General features: G+C 61.5%; 17 protein-coding genes and 1 tRNA gene. 7 read left to right on the top strand and 11 right to left on the bottom strand.

Going from position 1 to position 15,581, the window contains the following annotated elements:
• Positions 1 to 84: 84 nt before the first annotated feature.
• Positions 85 to 525, bottom strand: coding sequence for a GNAT family N-acetyltransferase (locus G9C82_RS02190; RefSeq protein WP_127013818.1), 441 nt, complete (start codon positions 523 to 525; stop codon positions 85 to 87).
• 87 nt (positions 526 to 612) lie between these two features.
• On the opposite strand from G9C82_RS02190, the gene G9C82_RS02185 reads away from it, so the two are divergent.
• Complete coding sequence (locus G9C82_RS02185; protein ID WP_004961702.1) at positions 613 to 837, top strand: hypothetical protein; 225 nt, start codon at positions 613 to 615, stop codon at positions 835 to 837.
• 204 nt (positions 838 to 1,041) lie between these two features.
• On the opposite strand, the gene guaB is transcribed toward G9C82_RS02185, so the two are convergent.
• Positions 1,042 to 2,526 (bottom strand): IMP dehydrogenase, encoded by a 1,485-nt coding sequence (gene guaB, locus G9C82_RS02180; RefSeq protein ID WP_127013255.1) that lies wholly within the window; start codon positions 2,524 to 2,526, stop codon positions 1,042 to 1,044.
• A 413-nt stretch (positions 2,527 to 2,939) separates the two neighbouring features.
• Here guaB and G9C82_RS02175 point away from each other — a divergent pair, with 413 nt between their 5' ends.
• From G9C82_RS02175 to G9C82_RS02160, 4 genes are all read left to right on the top strand, one after another.
• A complete protein-coding gene (locus tag G9C82_RS02175; protein ID WP_004961697.1) occupies positions 2,940 to 3,827 on the top strand; it encodes a DUF5794 domain-containing protein in 888 nt (295 codons plus the stop codon).
• A 41-nt stretch (positions 3,828 to 3,868) separates the two neighbouring features.
• Complete coding sequence (locus tag G9C82_RS02170; RefSeq protein ID WP_004961693.1) at positions 3,869 to 4,096, top strand: DUF5795 family protein; 228 nt, start codon at positions 3,869 to 3,871, stop codon at positions 4,094 to 4,096.
• Between the two features lie 54 nt (positions 4,097 to 4,150).
• Positions 4,151 to 4,331 (top strand) — tRNA-Trp (locus G9C82_RS02165).
• A 264-nt stretch (positions 4,332 to 4,595) separates the two neighbouring features.
• Entirely contained in the window at positions 4,596 to 5,276 is a 681-nt protein-coding gene (locus G9C82_RS02160) for a carbonic anhydrase (protein WP_127013254.1), read from the top strand.
• 75 nt (positions 5,277 to 5,351) lie between these two features.
• Here the strand turns inward: G9C82_RS02160 and G9C82_RS02155 are convergent, their stop codons facing one another.
• From G9C82_RS02155 to G9C82_RS20840, 3 genes are all read right to left on the bottom strand, one after another.
• On the bottom strand, positions 5,352 to 5,645 hold the full coding sequence (locus tag G9C82_RS02155; RefSeq protein ID WP_127013253.1) for a chorismate mutase: 294 nt from the start codon (positions 5,643 to 5,645) through the stop codon (positions 5,352 to 5,354).
• On the bottom strand, positions 5,642 to 6,520 hold the full coding sequence (locus G9C82_RS02150) for a shikimate kinase (protein WP_127013252.1): 879 nt from the start codon (positions 6,518 to 6,520) through the stop codon (positions 5,642 to 5,644). Before G9C82_RS02150 ends, G9C82_RS02155 begins: the two co-directional genes overlap by 4 nt.
• 128 nt (positions 6,521 to 6,648) lie before the next feature.
• Positions 6,649 to 6,783, bottom strand: coding sequence for a hypothetical protein (locus G9C82_RS20840; RefSeq protein ID WP_004961683.1), 135 nt, complete (start codon positions 6,781 to 6,783; stop codon positions 6,649 to 6,651).
• Positions 6,784 to 6,907: 124 nt separating this feature from the next.
• Here G9C82_RS20840 and G9C82_RS02145 point away from each other — a divergent pair, with 124 nt between their 5' ends.
• A complete protein-coding gene (locus tag G9C82_RS02145) occupies positions 6,908 to 7,591 on the top strand; it encodes a TrkA family potassium uptake protein (RefSeq protein ID WP_121303016.1) in 684 nt (227 codons plus the stop codon).
• A 1-nt stretch (position 7,592) separates the two neighbouring features.
• Complete coding sequence (locus G9C82_RS02140; RefSeq protein ID WP_121303017.1) at positions 7,593 to 9,287, top strand: potassium transporter TrkG; 1,695 nt, start codon at positions 7,593 to 7,595, stop codon at positions 9,285 to 9,287.
• Between the two features lie 23 nt (positions 9,288 to 9,310).
• Here the strand turns inward: G9C82_RS02140 and G9C82_RS02135 are convergent, their stop codons facing one another.
• From G9C82_RS02135 to G9C82_RS02110, 6 genes are all read right to left on the bottom strand, one after another.
• Positions 9,311 to 9,667 (bottom strand): hypothetical protein, encoded by a 357-nt coding sequence (locus G9C82_RS02135; protein WP_007187798.1) that lies wholly within the window; start codon positions 9,665 to 9,667, stop codon positions 9,311 to 9,313.
• Between the two features lie 73 nt (positions 9,668 to 9,740).
• The gene (locus tag G9C82_RS02130) at positions 9,741 to 11,276 is read right to left on the bottom strand and encodes a TrkH family potassium uptake protein (protein ID WP_127013251.1); all 1,536 of its coding nucleotides are present in this window, start codon (positions 11,274 to 11,276) and stop codon (positions 9,741 to 9,743) included.
• Positions 11,277 to 11,486: 210 nt separating this feature from the next.
• Positions 11,487 to 11,909: a hypothetical protein gene (locus G9C82_RS02125; protein WP_127013250.1), complete on the bottom strand. Its 423-nt coding sequence runs from the start codon at positions 11,907 to 11,909 to the stop codon at positions 11,487 to 11,489.
• Between the two features lie 63 nt (positions 11,910 to 11,972).
• A complete protein-coding gene (locus G9C82_RS02120) occupies positions 11,973 to 14,132 on the bottom strand; it encodes an alkaline phosphatase PhoX (RefSeq protein ID WP_127013249.1) in 2,160 nt (719 codons plus the stop codon).
• 259 nt (positions 14,133 to 14,391) lie between these two features.
• Entirely contained in the window at positions 14,392 to 14,814 is a 423-nt protein-coding gene (locus G9C82_RS02115; RefSeq protein ID WP_127013248.1) for a hypothetical protein, read from the bottom strand.
• A gap of 18 nt (positions 14,815 to 14,832) precedes the next feature.
• Entirely contained in the window at positions 14,833 to 15,573 is a 741-nt protein-coding gene (locus G9C82_RS02110; protein ID WP_127013247.1) for a cell surface protein, read from the bottom strand.
• Positions 15,574 to 15,581 lie beyond the last annotated feature (8 nt).

The raw sequence follows: 15,581 nt of genomic DNA, 5'->3' as shown, positions 1-15,581 counted from the left end.
TCGAGGGACAGCTACGACTGGTCGTCCGCGAACCATCCTCAGCCCTCACGACGTACTGCGCCTGCAGGGCCACGTATGGTTAGCTCAGCCGTCCAACCGCTTTCGCATCTCGACGTGTGGAATGCCTGCTTCCTCGAATTCGTCGCTAACCGTCTCATAGCCGAGCTGCTGGTAAAATGGTTCAACGTGGGTCTGTGCGTGGAGTTTGAGTTCGGTTGCGCCGTCGTCCCGAGCGGCGTCTTCGACGGCCCGCATCAGCGCTGCGCCGACGCCATCGCCCCGATAGGGCTCGCGGACCGCAACTCGCTCAACCTTGCCGACCGTGGACTCGGGGAACCGGAGCCGAGCAGTCCCGACGGGATACTCGTCGTCACGGGCAAGAAACTGGACCGCATCCGAGTCGTTTCCATCGAGTTCCTCGTCCTCGGAGACGCCCTGTTCCTCGACGAACACTGCTGTTCTGACGGCTGTTGCCGCATCTTCGAACGCATCCCAGGTGCCGACACTGATTTCCAAGTCGCCCATGTCCGCGACTTCGAGCGGATCCCCTGTATGTGCTGTCACTTGGAATCGCCGAAACCATCAACACAGATGCGGGTGAAGCGGGCACGTATGACGTACGACTACGCTCGCGACCACGAGCACGAACTGTCGGCGGAGTATCTGTACGCCTCTGACGCGGAGGTTCTGGGAATCTACGACGCCGATGACTCTCTTCAGGTCGACGTGGCGGTCATCTGTCCCGAGTGCAGTGAGACACTCCGTCTGGAGACGACTGTCGACAAAGTCACGTCGTCCGGGACGGAACTGCCGCTGGACGAAGACTACTACGACTGACGGACACTCCCGAAATAATTTTTTCTGCGGCGCGAGTATACTGGGCCGCTATGTCCGACTTCGACACGTTCGAGTGTGCGAGCTGTGGTGCGTCGTTCAAAGCGTATCCCGACGCAAATGCGGCACAGAAAGAAGCGTGTAGTCCGGCCTGCGAAACCGCGTTATAGTCGGCTTCGACTTTCTTGCGTTCCTCGGTCGACAGCGTTAGCTGTCGGGGCTGTAGTTGGGTGCTTCGTCCGTAATCATCACGTCGTGTGGGTGGCTCTCCTGCTGTCCCGCGGCAGAGACCCGAACGAACTCGGCGCGTTGCTTGAACTCGGGTATCGTCTCGGCTCCGACGTAGCCCATCCCGGACTGCATCCCGCCGACGAGCTGGTGGAGTTCGGAGGCCAGCGAGCCCTTGTACGGTGTCGCGGCTTCGACGCCTTCGGGGACGAACTCCTCGCCCTCTTCGTCGTCCTTGAGGTAGCGTTCGCCGCCGCCCTCGTTCATCGCGCCGACGCTGCCCATGCCGCGGTACTGCTTGTACTTCTTGCCGTTCATCGTGATGACGCGGCCCGGAGCCTCGTCGGTCCCGGCGAAGTACGAACCGAGCATCACCGCGTCAGCGCCCGCGGCGATGGCCTTGATGGCGTCGCCGGAGTACCGGATGCCGCCGTCGGCGATGACCGGCACGTCGTGCTGGCTCGCCACGTCGGCGACCTGCGCAACGGCGGTGATCTGTGGCATCCCCGACCCGGTGACCACACGAGTCGTACAGATGGAGCCGGGGCCGATACCCACCTTGACGCCGTCGGCGAAGTCGACGACGGCCTCAGCGGCTTCCCGGGTCCCGATGTTGCCGACGACCACGTCAGCGTCTACTTCGGCCTTGATCTCGCGGGCGCTCTCGATGACGTTCGCGTTGTGGGCGTGCGCACAGTCGATGAACAGGATGTCAGCACCGGCCTCGTCGGCGACCTGCGCGCGGTCCATCTCGAAGGGGCCGACGGCGGCACCACAGCGGAGCGAGCCGTCGTCTGCGCGGGCAGCCTGGTCGTACTCGCGGCGCTGGAGGATGCCCTGCATCGTGACCAGCCCGACGAGTCGGTTCTCGCCATCGACAATAGGGACGCGCTCGATCTTGTGGTCGTACATCAGTTCCAGCGCCTCGCGAGGCGTCACATCTTCGGGGGCGGTGACGACTTCGTCAGTCATCGCATCCGTGACGGCGTCGTCCTCGCCGACCTCCAGATACGGCCGGATGTCCGTCCCGGAGATGATGCCCAGCACTGCGCCGTTGTCGTCGTCGACGACCGGCGCGCCGGAGACACCCTCGCGTTCCATCAGTTCGTCGACCTCACGGACGGTCTGGTTCGGGCTGGCCGTCACGACGTCGCGAATGATGAGCTCGTCGGCGCGTTTGACCCGCTCGATCTCGGTCGCCATCTGGTCGGCGTTCATGTTGCGGTGGAGGACGCCAATGCCGCCCTGGCGTGCCATCGCGATCGCCATGTCACTCTCGGTGACGGTGTCCATTGCCGCGGAGACAACGGGGACGGTCAGTTCGACCGACTTCGAGACCCGCGTTGTGGTATCTGCCTCGTCGGGTTCGACACGGGACTCCTTGGGTCTGAGGAGTACGTCGTCGAACGTCAGCGCCTCCGGCACTCGGAGCTTCTCTGAGAAAGGCTCGGAATCGTTCGCCATGTAAATCGTCAACGACGGCCCGGCAAAAACGTTGCGAGACTCGGCGCTACGTGAGGTTCGATGCCACACGTCTCTCTGGCACCCCGTTCCAGAAATCCGCTATCGATCTCTCATTTGTCACTCCCTGGTCCCGAAGGTGAGACATTCGTCCACAAACAACGGGCTATTCCGGAGAAACGGTGGCGTATGTGCGCAGTTCTCACGCAACGGTTATGTGCGAATGAAGGATAATTAAAAACATGCGACTCACCGAACCCGCACGGAACGGTACTGCCCGTCAGATGACGTCCACAGCGTCGGGCAATACAGCGTTCACGTGGTTCGGTAAGAAGTTCTGGCAATTCTGTCGTGTTCGTCAGGACCGAGTGAGAACCTCCCGACGGGAGTTGGGTTACGCTCAACCGTAGCACGACATGAGTAGCTCCAGACACCCGATTGCACTCGACATCGAGCAGCAGGTCGGCCGCGGTGGCCGGCTGCTGGCGACCGTTATGGGTCTGCCGCTCGTCGACGGCATCTTCCCGGTGCTCGTCCTCGCGGGGGCACTCTCGACCTGGATGGGCGTCCTCGAAGTGGGCTTGCTCGTCTTCGGCGGGTCGGCCACCGTCGCTGTCGTGTTAGCCGAACTCGAAGGCGGCCCCCGGCAGCAGGCGCGCTCTGTACTCATCATCGGAGCCGTGTTGATGCCGATCGCGCTCGTCGAAGCGGCCCTTGCGCCGACGATTGCGGGACTCGTCGAACTGGGGACCCTCGAACGGTTCGCCGGCCTCGTCATCCTCGCCATCGCAGCACAGACCGCGAGCGCCCGAATCGGCGAGTACCTGCCGCGGCCAGCCGTCATCGTCGTCCTCGGCCTCCTGGCGAGCCTTGACCCCGCCGGCGCAACGCTGGTCACCGCTATCGAACCCGGTGTCTTGCTCCGCGCGGCCGCCACCACGGGCGTCGGTATCGGCTTCGCCCTCGCCGTCGCACTGGCGAGCCCGTGGCTGCGTAACGCCGTCGACATCGACCGCTTTCGCTTCGGTAGTGCTGTCGCGCTCGGCGTCCTCGCCCTTTCGGTCCTCGGCGTGATGCCGACCGACGCGCCCGTGGCGCTGGCCGTGCTCGCTGTCACGGCGCTGCTGTCGTTCGACCCGGAGAACGCCCGCACGCGTCACACGGAATACCGACCGGACGCCGTGGACCTCACCGCCGCCTTCGCCGACGGCGGCGCGTCCCAGGGCGTTGCCGCCGACGAGCAGACCGACGAAGGGGCCGCGGTCGAGTACGAACCGGATCAAGAACGCGCCCCGTGGCTGTGACGAGGGAGAACTTTTAGGCCTCTCAGGCCCGGTCGTCCGGTATGAGCGACAATCGCGTGGTCCAAGGTCGGATGCAGACCCCCGAGAGCCTGGCCGAACTCATCGAAGGAGACGGTGTTATGGACGCAGAGCCTATCGAAGACGCCGATGACGACTGCCCGGAATGCGGCGAGAACGTCATCTCCGTGGGGTACATGCCCTCTGCGCTAGAATTCGTTACTGGATACAAGTGCCAGGAATGCGACTGGTCTGACACCGACCGCGACTGAGCGCCGTCTGCCAATCGAAATCCCTTTAATCCGAGTCGGCTTACGCCGGAGTGCGGGGTCGTGGCCTAGTCCGGGAAGGCGGCTGACTCCAGAGGCCACGCGCCTGGGACGACACTCCAAGGGCTGATATACTGAGCGGCCGGCTGATCACCGGTTCGCGACGATGACCCTCTGGAGTTCCGAGGCGCAGGACGGAGATATCAGCCGATCGGGGGTTCAAATCCCTCCGACCCCATTTCTCGCGTTTCACGCTCCAAAATTGCCAGCAGAGGCTCTTTTGCTCAAGTCTCTCCGACCACATACCGTTACCCTTTCACACCGGTCTGTTCGCTGGCTTGCATCACAGTAGGACGTCGCAACCCGATATATCTGGCTCTAAACCCATCCTCAGCACTGCCAGAGCATTCTGAAAGCACGGACCTGTAGTCAGTGCCGAGTTGCAGACGCCAACACTGCCCAAGTCCAATGAGTTTACTGCATGGCGGCTATCTGCCCACGCATGAGTCAGTTATTACGTGATTTACTTGCCGGAAACGCCGACCACGCGGCGGCGTTCCGGGACCGGTTCGACAGCGTCCAGAACTCACAAACACCCGATGCTGTCACGGTCTGTTGCTCCGACTCGCGGGTGCTGCAGGACCATATGTGGGGCAACAGCGAGCCGGGGCATCTCTTTACCTGTAGCAACATCGGGAACCGAGTTATCCAGCAGACCGCGTCCGGCGAGGCGGTCTCGGGTGACGTGTTGTACCCCATCGAGCACACGATGACCGAAACCGCCATCGTCGTCGGCCACACCGGCTGTGGAGCGGTGACGGCGACCTACGACGACCTGACGGACGGCCTCGATGAGCCGGCCGGTATCGAGCACTGTCTCGGCGTTCTCAAACCGCATCTTGAGCCCGCGCTGGAACACCTTCCCGAAGACATCGAGCGGGCGGCGGCTGTCAACCGACTCGTCGAGTACAACGTCGACAGGCAAGTCGAGTTCCTCCGAGACAGCGATGACGTGCCCGACGCCGTCGACGTGTTCGGTGTCGTCTACGACTTTCAGGACGTGTACGGGGGGCAACGGGGTGAGGTCCACGTAATCAACGTCGACGGCGAAACCGATGTCGACGCGCTCCGGGCAGCCCATCCCGATATCGACTCACGGATCAACCGTCTCTGGGAGTACTAACAGGACGGTGAAGGTGGTGAGTGAGCGTTAAAACCGAGTCTCGGACTATACCGACCACATCACAACAGGTTCTTACTATCTGTTCTCTCGCTGTTCGACCTTGTTCAGTTCGATCAGGAGCCGGAAGATCGCTTTGACGAGATTCTGGTCGACGTCGAACTGCTCCGCGTTGTCGCCGGCGCGGTCCATGACGGCCTGCTCCTGTTGCTCGTCGGTCGTCGGCAACCCCTTCTCGTCTTTGACCTGTGCGATGGTGTCGGCCACGTAGGTTCGCTGTGCGATTTTCTCGACGATTTCGCGGTCGATCGTCCGGATTTCGTCGCGCAGTTCGTCCAGCGACATGTCCTCTGGATTCGGATTTGTGCTCATACTGTGTGTGCTCCCTCTGTTTGTGTCGTCGTCAGCCAGGTCGCCCCGGGTCGCTTGTCCCAGGTGTCCTGTACAGCTTCGAGTGCCGCCCGTTCGCCGACGGCGGTAAACGACGGCCCCGTTCCGGACAGTGAGACGCCCTCGACGTGCTGGAGTGCGTCGAGAACCGGGTCCGTCTCGAAATCCAGCGCGGCCGAGAACGCGAGGCCGTTGACGGTCATGGCCCGCTGGTAGTCGCCATCGAGTGCGAGGTCCTCGACGAGGCGGGCCATCGGTGCGATCTGCCGGCATCGCTCGACATCCGCGTCAGCACTGAAAGACTGTTCCGGCGGCGTCCAGACGAGCACATCCCAGTCGATTTCCTCGCGGGCTAGGAGCGCGTCATCCTCGTTGTCGGTGACGGTGACGCCGCCGAGCATCGACGCCGACGCGTCGTCGAAGGCCCCGGTGACGGTGACACCCACGTCGCGGGCGGCCATGACGCCGAGACGGGCCATGTCCTCGCGGCTCATCCGCTCGGTCGCGTCAAGCGCGTCGAGCGTCGCCATGACAGTCGCGTTTGCGGCCGCACTGGAGCTTTTGAGCCCCGACGCCATCGGGACCTCGCTCTCGGTGCGGGCGGTCCCGCCGGAGACTGCCGGGACACCCACGTTCTGTGGGCCGCCGTGGGCGTCGATGACGTACTCGACACAGCGTTCGATGAGCCGCGTGTCGGCGTCCGGCGCACCGTCCACCTCACCGGTGACGCCGTCGGTTTCGGTCGAGAGCGTGACGGTCGCTGTCGTGTACTCGTCGATAGCAAACGCCGCGCCGCGGCCGGTCGCGAGCGCGTTGAGGACCGTCCCTGCTGCGGGCGCTGCTGCCTTCCCTTCCATCGACGTGTACTCCCACACGGACCTATTTACTAACTGCGATACCCCTGTAGCGGTCATATTGACCGCAGCAGCCGATGTGGTTCTGTCTAGTAATGCGATACACCGGCGTCCGGCTGCAGTACCCCGTCTTAGGCTGGAAACAGGAGATACGGCAGAATAAACAGCAACAGGAACATGAATAGGAGGATGATGCCATAGCCGGCCAGCGTCCCGGCGGCTGTCAGCCACGCTGGATGGTCGAACTGCTCGGTGAGAGTTGCCATACCGTGGGATTCAGTCGGGGACAGTATAGTGGTTTGGGAGCGGGACTGCCCCGAATTACCGCAATGGCCTCCCTGTGACTGGGAACGGTAGGCTTTCAACCATCGGTTCAGTACACTGGCAAAAATGTATATTGTCATCGTTGGTGCCGGTGATATCGGGTCGCCGTTGCTTGAGATTGCGACAGCAGGGGGCAACGAGGTCGTCGTTATCGAACGCGACGCGGAACGAGCGGAACGCGCGTCGAGACAGTACGACTGTCTCGTTATCAACGACGACGCGACGGTGAAGGATACGCTAGAGGACGCCGGTGCAGACCGTGCCGACGCGCTCATCTCGACAACCGATCAGGACGCGACCAACATCATGGTCTGTCTGCTGGCACAGGAACTCGAAGTGCCGGACATCGTCTCAGTTGTCCACAATCCCGAGCACATGAACGTGTTCCGCCAGATCGGCGTCAACACGATGCAGAACCCACAGCGGCTCATCGCCGAGTATCTCTATCGGGCCGTCAAACGGCCGTCTATCGTTGACTTCATGCGCATTGGCGATCACGCGGAAGTGTTCGAGATAACGGTCCAGCCTGACGCACCGATTGCAGGCAAAACGTTGCAGGAGGCCAACACAGACGGCCTCATCGGCGGCCAGACGCTTATCGTAGCTATCGAGCGTAATGGCGATGGTGACCCAATAACGCCCCGCGGCGATACGCGTATCGAGGCGGACGACCTCCTCACGGTCTACTCGGGAGAGGGTGCGACGCCGGAGGTGACTGACATCTTCGGTCACTCCGAGGACCACAACTGATATGTCACGACGGAACGGCGGGCTGTTCCCGACAGACCTGCAGACAATCGCCCGCGATATCGGGTCCCTCCTGCTGATGGAGGCCGGGTTGATGACGATTACAGCCGCGGTTGCGCTGGGCTTTCAAGAGTTCTACGCCGCGTTTGGGTTCTTTACCGCGGCCGGGATGACCGCTGGCGTCGGCGGTCTCGCGAACCGCGGGTTCTCCGATGCTCCAGCCCCACAGATGAAACACGGCATGGTCATCGCCGCCGGCGGGTGGCTGCTGGTCGCCGCGTTCGGCTCGTTGCCGTTCCTGTTGACCGCGTGGTTCACGCCTCCTGCTGTCATGGATACGTTTGTTCCGGTCGGAACGGACACGAGTACGTGGGCGCCGATCAGGGTCGGCGGAACGACGACGCTTTCCAGTCTGGCGTACTTCCGGAATCCGCTCCATGCCTTTTTCGAGAGCATGAGCGGATGGACCGGGAGCGGCCTGACGATGGCGGTTCACGAGCCCTCGCTCCCCCGCGCAGTCCAGTGGTGGCGGTCGTTCATCCAGTACGTCGGCGGCGTCGGCGTCATCGTCCTGACCGTGTCTATCCTTTCACGACCCGGCAGCGGTAGTTACGCCCTTTACCAGAGCGAGGCCCGAGAGGAAAAGATCCATCCAAGCGTCGTCTCTACCGTCCGAACGGTCTGGAAACTCGTTGTCGGCTACACAGTCCTTTCGTTCGCGCTGCTGTTCGGTGCTATCCTCGCCAGCGACAGCGAGTACGCGGAGTCGCTGCCGCTGTGGGAGGTCGCCTGGCAGGCACTCAACCATGCCATGACTGGGCTCACGACCGGCGGGTTCTCGGTCACTGACAACTCGATTGCAACGTACAACTCGCCGCTTGTCGAGACCGTCCTGTTGCCGATTATGATTCTCGGTGCGATTGCGTTCCCGGTCCACTACGTCGTCTTACACGACAGGCAGGTTCGTGAACTGGTGACGGACCTGCAGACCCGCTGGCTGTTCATCCTGCTCACGGTCGGCGTCGTTGGTCTCTCAGTACAAAACGCGTGGTCCGTTCCTGCGACGACTGAGGCGTTTGCCACCCAGTCGTTCCTGCCGGTTTCCGTGCCGATGCTCAACGCCGCACAGCTCGATGCGGTCCGGGACTCGACGTTCCAGTGGGTCAGCGCTCTCAGCTGTACCGGCTTCCAGTCGGCACCAATCGGTCGCTGGCTTGCCGGCGGCAAGGTACTCGTGGCCGGTGCGATGGTGCTTGGCGGCGCTGCGGGGTCCACTGTCGGAGGCATCAAAATCATCCGGGGCTACACCATCGTTCGCGGCATCATCTGGCAGTTCTCGCGGGTGTTCCTCCCGACAAACGCGGTGATTACGGCCCGTATTGGCAACCGGACGCTCGACCGTGAGTCGATGGAGCGGGAGTTCAGCGAAGCGGCCATCGTCACGCTGCTGTGGCTCATCATTCTCATCATCAGCAGCGTCGTCCTCACCAACGTCGCAGGACCAGCGTTCGGCTACGCCGATGCCCTGTTCGAAGTCGCCAGCGCGCAGGGGAACGTCGGCCTTTCATCGGGCATCACCGGCCCGTCGATGCCCGCGATTGCGGAGGGGATGTTCGTGTTGAATATGTGGGTCGGCCGACTGGAGATTATCCCGATACTCGTGTTCATCCGCGCCGGGCTGTACGGGCTCGACCCGTAGCTGAGCGGTCGCCCCGCAGTCTTTCACTCTTCATCAGGGTAGACTTCGCCGAGGAACATCCAGTGGACTTTGGTACCGCCCTCGGGTCTGGTCTCCTCCTTGACATGGTAGAGATACGGACCGTGTGGGCAGTCACCACAGTCTTCAGCACAGGTCGTCCGCTTCACCACCTCGGTGTAGCCGTCGCGTTTGGTCGCACGAAGGATTTCCTCGTTGGGGCCCGGCTCTACCGGTGAGGCCGTCTCGTCGTGGAATTGTAACAGCTCCTGCGCATAGATGATCGTATTGCGGAGTTCATCAGGCGTCAACTGTGGCAGTTCCGCTGCTACTTCATCCGGGAGCCCCTCAGGCGGTGTCGGCTCGTTTTCATGACTAGACATACTCACATCTCTATCTGGGAGGAATATAACTGAACTGGCAGCTACAAACAACGGCAGAAGGTGTTTCCCGGACTCACTCGTTCCAGAACGCACCCGTGAATAGCACGAACACCGGGATTATCTCCAGTCGACCGATCCACATCAGGAATATCATCAGCAGTTTGCTGGTCTCCGGGAAGAGTTCGTAGGTCCCGAACGGCCCCAGAAACCCGAACCCGGGGCCGATATTCCCGATAGTCGCAAGACTTGCGCTGATGGCCTCGAAGACAGTTAGTTCGAGTCCGACACGGCCCGCATCAAGGAGGAGAAACACCGTCGCGATGCCGAACGTGAGCAGGTACAAAAGCGTGAATCCGTATATCGCGTTGATGACGTCCTCGTCGATGACCTGCCCGCCGAGCCGAACTGGTCTGACGGCACTGGGATGGGCTGTCGTGAACAGTTGCCGTCGGATACTCTTGAGCACGACGAGCCACCGGACGATCTTGATGCCGCCACCGGTCGACCCTGCGGAGCCGCCGATGAACATCGCGAACAACAGGACTCCCTGTGCGGTGTTGCCCCACTCAGCGAAGTTACTCGTCGCGTACCCGGTCGAGTTCAGCAGCGAGGCGACCTGGAATGTGGCTTGCCTGAGCGAGTTCTCCAGCGCACCCTGCGTGATGCCACCGAGTTCGAGCGGCGGTGCGGACCCGGTAAACAGCAGGCCCCAGAGGATGACGGCCACGCCGGCGTTTGCACCGAGGTACGCCTGGAGTTCACGGTCCTGGAGGAAGGCGGCATACTCGTCCTGCAACAGGAGGTAAAACAACGCGAAGTTCATCCCGGCAATGAGCATGAACGGGATGACGGCCCACTGGACGGCCGGTGAGAAGTAGGCGATGCTCTCAGCCTGTGGCGAGAAGCCGCCGGTCGGCAGCGTTGTGAACCCGTGGGCAACGGCGTTGTAAGCGTCCATATTCGGTGCGTAGCCTGTGTAATGGAGGCCAAGCAGAATGAGGATATACAGAACGGTAAAGCCCAGATAGAACAGCCAGAGGAGTCGGGCAGTCTCGGCTATCTTCGGCGTCAGTTTCTGCAGTTCGGGGCCGGGTGCCTCCGATTCGATCAACTGTGCCCCGTTGACGGCTGCCTCTGGGAGAATGGCGACCATCAGGACGATGATACCCATCCCGCCGAGCCACTGGGTGAGCTGTCGCCACATCAGCAGCGCGTGGGAGTGGCGAGCAAACGATATTTCATCGGTAGCAGTCGCGCCAGTGGTTGTAAACCCGGACATCGACTCGAACAGTGCGTTCACAGGCTCACCGAGCGCTGATTCGGTCCCGTACCCGGCGATAACGTAGGGAATCGCACCGATGACTGCGACAGCCCCCCACGAGAGCCCGACGAACAGCAGCGCTTCGCGTGGCCCGAGTTCGTGGCTGTCGCTGACTTGCTCTATCGCTACGCCGAGCGTGATGGCGATTGCGATAGAAATCAGGAAGACAATCGTGTCATCGCCGTACACGAGACTGATACCCAGCGGGACCAGCATTGCCACGGCAAGATACTTGATCACAGTGCCGGTCAAGGCGATACTCTGTCGCCAGTCGACACGAATCGACATCACTGATCACCGACCATTAACTGACGCTCACACTCCCGATATGAAAAAGCCTCGCGTTCCAATAGCCCTGTTTCCGGCGAATCTACTCGTGCACAGCGTCAGTTCGATGCGGTCGCTGTTCCGTTCTGGCAGCGCACCGACTGCGTATGCAGTCGCGTCGTCCGGTGTCGATCTTGCCGCTGGAACTACTAGAGACGCTGCAGTGGCGACTCAGGCGTGGCCCCGTTCTTTCGCCCCTTCGCGGATTTTCTTCGACCGCTTACGGACGCGTGACACGTACCGTTCGATTTTCTCCGGTTTCTCGCCGTAGAACGACGCGGCCCAGTGAACGTCGACGCCGTCCTGCGTGAGGAAGTACGCGACGAGCGTATCACGGCCCGCCTGTATGACCGTCGGCGGCACGCCGCGGTCGCCGGTCCCGGCCTCCTGAAAACCATTTACGTCGAAGTACACATCAGCGTACAGCGTCGCCGTGTCCGGGTCGTCGAATGCAATTCTCTGGTGATCTGGGGCCTCAAAGCGATACCGTGTCTCGCCGTCAGCAGTGGTCCGTTCGGTGATTCGGACGCCGAGGATATGCTCACGATACGTCTCTAAGTCGGTTACAGTGTTTGAGTTGTCAGTCTGAGCCATTTCTTGGGTAAAATCGAAAGCTGGGTAGCTGTCGGAGTGGTGCTTGGTCAGCGGCGTGCCTCGTTAGCTGTTGCTCCCGTTGCCGCTGTGGCCATTCTCGTTACCGTTGTTGCTATTTTCGTTGCCGTTGTTACCGTTGCCGCTGTTGCCGTTACCGCTATTCCCGTTTCTCGTCTTTTCTTCGGGCTCCTGTGGCTCGTAGACGTAGAGCCCGTCGTTCGGGTACGAACGCGCGGGGCCGCCGAAGCCGTCCTCACAGCAGAGGACGCGTCCGTCGTCCATCACGTAGACGTTATCGACGTTCCGGAGCGCGTCGTCGGCGTCTTCTGGCTCGTCGGTGAAGTCGGGGCCGACAATGACCGGTTCGAGCGTCGAGATGTTGTAGTCGGATTCAAGCACACCGCGATAGACGACCCCGCCGTCAACGCGGTCCATCTGGATGTCGCCCTCGTCGTTTGCGAGGTCGTCGTTGAACTCCGAAATACCGAAGTAGACTGGGTCGCCCGGTCCGGCACCGTCCTTGCTGTCGACACCCTCTGCTTTGTTGAACTCGATCGATACGCCGATTTCCTTTGCCGCCGCACGGGTTTCGAGGAACGGAACCCGGCGGAGTTCCTCGTCAACGCCGTCAGGACCTTCGGCGTAGTACTGGTCGGCCCACTCGACAATTTCCTCGTTGGTGATGTAGTTCTGGTTGCCGTTCTCGATGACTTCTCGGTCAGCCTCCTCGAGGGCGGCCTCGCGGTCCTCCATCCAGTCAGACCCGGCGTGGACTCGGAGATAGTCAGATTGCGTGATGTCGTCGTATTCGGCAATCCACTCTTCGATTTCCGCGTTGCTTGCACTACCCAGCGGAATCCACTCGATGTCGAGCGAGTACTCAGCCGGAGACTTCCGTGTGCCAACCGTCGACGCGTCCGCCTGTGGGTTCGTAATCTTCGGCGCGTACAGCGTGCCCGACACGTCCATCGGGTCGTCGTACTTCGGAATCCGCTCGTCGGCGACGAACTTGTAGATGCCCTTGCTGTCGCCGTCCGAGCACATATAGACAGTTTGCTCGTCGGCCTGAATGTTCGGTGCCTCCCACGAGGCCCGCCCCATCACGTAGTACTTGACTGGCTGTGGCGGGTCGGCGGTCGGCTCGCGGAAGTCGACGTGGTAGCCATATCGGTACGGGTTCGGATACGTATCAGAGATCGGTTCGGTGCTATTGCTGTTTGAGTTCTGATATGACTGCTCAGAACCGAGATAATACGCGAGGAATTCCACGCCGTCCAGCGCCCAGTATCCCTGGATGCTCCAGGCTTCGTCGCCGTAGTAGTCGTCGACGGCGCTCTGAATCTCAGTCGGGTTCGGTCGGTTCCAGAACTGCGCACCACCGATGCGTCCCTTTCCGGTGCCGGCGTCGACGATGTCACCGACTTGGTTGGTCAGCGACACACGGGGGTGGGCGTAGTTCTCCTCTGAAGAGATCATTGTTCCCCACGGGCTAAGATCGCCGTAACAGTTGATCCGCGTGCCACCGATCTCACGGAACGGCTCCGTGTTCGCCAGGTTGATCGCGTCATCGAGGTCGGCTTCCCACTCGCCGTCGAAAGTCTGGCGCAACGGGATTCGACTGACGTTGCCCGGACTGTTCTCCCAGTTGGTAAACAGGTACCCTTCAGTTCCGTCCTCGTCTGTCGGGACAAACTGATTACAGTCAGGGTTCGTCCCAGCCGCACCGTACTGCGTCCCTTCGAAATTGTCTAGCGTGATGTCTGTTCCGTCCGGCGTCTGCGTCACGCCGAGGCGCTCCTCGCCGTCGTTGATTTTGTCCCGACCGTGTGCGAGGATTTCGTATTCCCCGTCGCCTGACCGGACCTGACGCTGCTCCGCCTCGGTCTGTGGCGTCGACAGCTCGTCGAAGTCGTCGTTAGTCCCATCAAGTTCGAACTGGAAACCACTGAAATAGCCGATTCCAGCAGTGTCGAACGGCTCCGGATTTTTCTCCTCAGGATGCTGGAGACTGTACAGGAGTGCCCCGTTCTGGAAGACAAACGGCCCTGTCACCTCCGCCCCGAACGCTGTCGTCGAAAATCGTTTGAGGTCACCCTTGACAGTCCCCGAGCCAACTGTCTCAGATTCTGCGACCTCATCACCACTTGCCACACCGATGACACTAGCCCCAAGCGCAGCTGCCACCGATTTCGAGAGTACCTGTCGTCGACTAAAATCGACCATGCACCTGTTCAAGCGGAGGGTGTTTTAAAACCGGTTTATAATATGTGCGTATAAGGATATTTTCTGCACAGAGATATCCCGGTTGCAGGGTAACAGACAGTTTGCGAATAAATCACGATGCAGCGCTATTTTTGCCGAATATATTATCTATTAAATATACGAGCCAGATGGCACAGTGCTACAGGAGCAGGACGCTTGTGAGGGGTCTGTCTGCTCCATCAGTGGACTCGGCCCGCAGTCTGTCACAGTGTAGCGGTACTCAGGCGTGGCCCTGTTCTTTCGCCCCCTCGCGGATCTTCTTCGACCGCTTGCGGACGCGTGACACGTACCGTTCGATTTTCTCCGGTTTCTCGCCGTAGAACGACGCGGCCCAGTGGACATTGATGCCGTCCTGTGTGAGAAAGTAGGCGACCAGCGTATCACGGCCAGCCTGTATGACTGTCGGTGGCACGCCGCGCTCGCCGGTCCCGGCCTCTTGGAAGCCGTTCACGTCGAAGTACACATCAGCGTATAGCGTTGCCATCTCGGGGTCATCGAACTCGACGCCCTCGTGGTCAGGGGCCTCGAATCGGTAGCGTGTGTCGCCCTCGCCTGTCGTTCGTTCGGTGATGCGTATGTTGAGGATGTACTCACGATAGGTCGAACTGTCCATCGGTGCAACAGTGGTGTCTGATTGTGGCATGGATAGGTTGGTCTGGTGCTACGGTTGTCGGCTCGTTCTAGCTGCGAGCGCCGCCACCGCAGCGAGTGCGGCGATGGCCAGCGCTATTGGGAGTGGCCCGTTCGCGCTAGTCGTCGACCGGTCGCCGCTATCCGCTGTGGTACCTGCGGCGCTTGCGGTGCCCGCTGACTCGGCTGTGGACTCGCTGGCGGATGACGATGCGTCGGTCACAGCGGTCACTGTCTCCGTCGATGCGCTCGGAGAGACTGCGACCGCCGTCGGCTCGGTCGCAGGTTCGACCGCGCCGCCGCCGTCCGCGTCGACCTGACTCGACGCGACGGTCACCTGTGTCTCGCCGCCGGCGACACCGGTGAGTTGGACCGTCGCGAGCGGCACGTCGCTCGCGCCGGGTTCTATCTGCCCGTCGAGGTCAGCCGCCTCAAGCGTGACTGTCTCACCGTCTGAACTAATGACAGGGTCAGTCGTGAGGCCGAGGCGGTCGGGGTAGCTTGCGTTCTCAAATCGGGCGACTGCGGGGTCATCGACGGAGAGTTCGAGCTGGTAGCCGGCCAGTCCGTCCGGTGCGCTGGTGAGAACGACCGGCACGGCCATCGTTTCACCGGCAGCGACGGAGCCGGTCTCGATGCTGATTGCTGGCGTACTCTGCCCTGCAGCGAGCGCGGGGACCGTCCCCGCGAGGAGGACGAGCGCGACGAGCGCGAGCGGGGTGCCAGCGGTTCTGACGCAACCGCGTATCGAAAGGGGGCTGTCGTCTGTCATTGTGTTCC

This window comes from Haloarcula sp. R1-2 (assembly GCF_011627385.1).
GTDB classification, from domain to species: Archaea; Halobacteriota; Halobacteria; order Halobacteriales; family Haloarculaceae; genus Haloarcula; species Haloarcula marismortui.
Note: the sequence above shows the minus strand (reverse complement) of the source record. Positions and strands in the feature narration are given on the sequence as shown.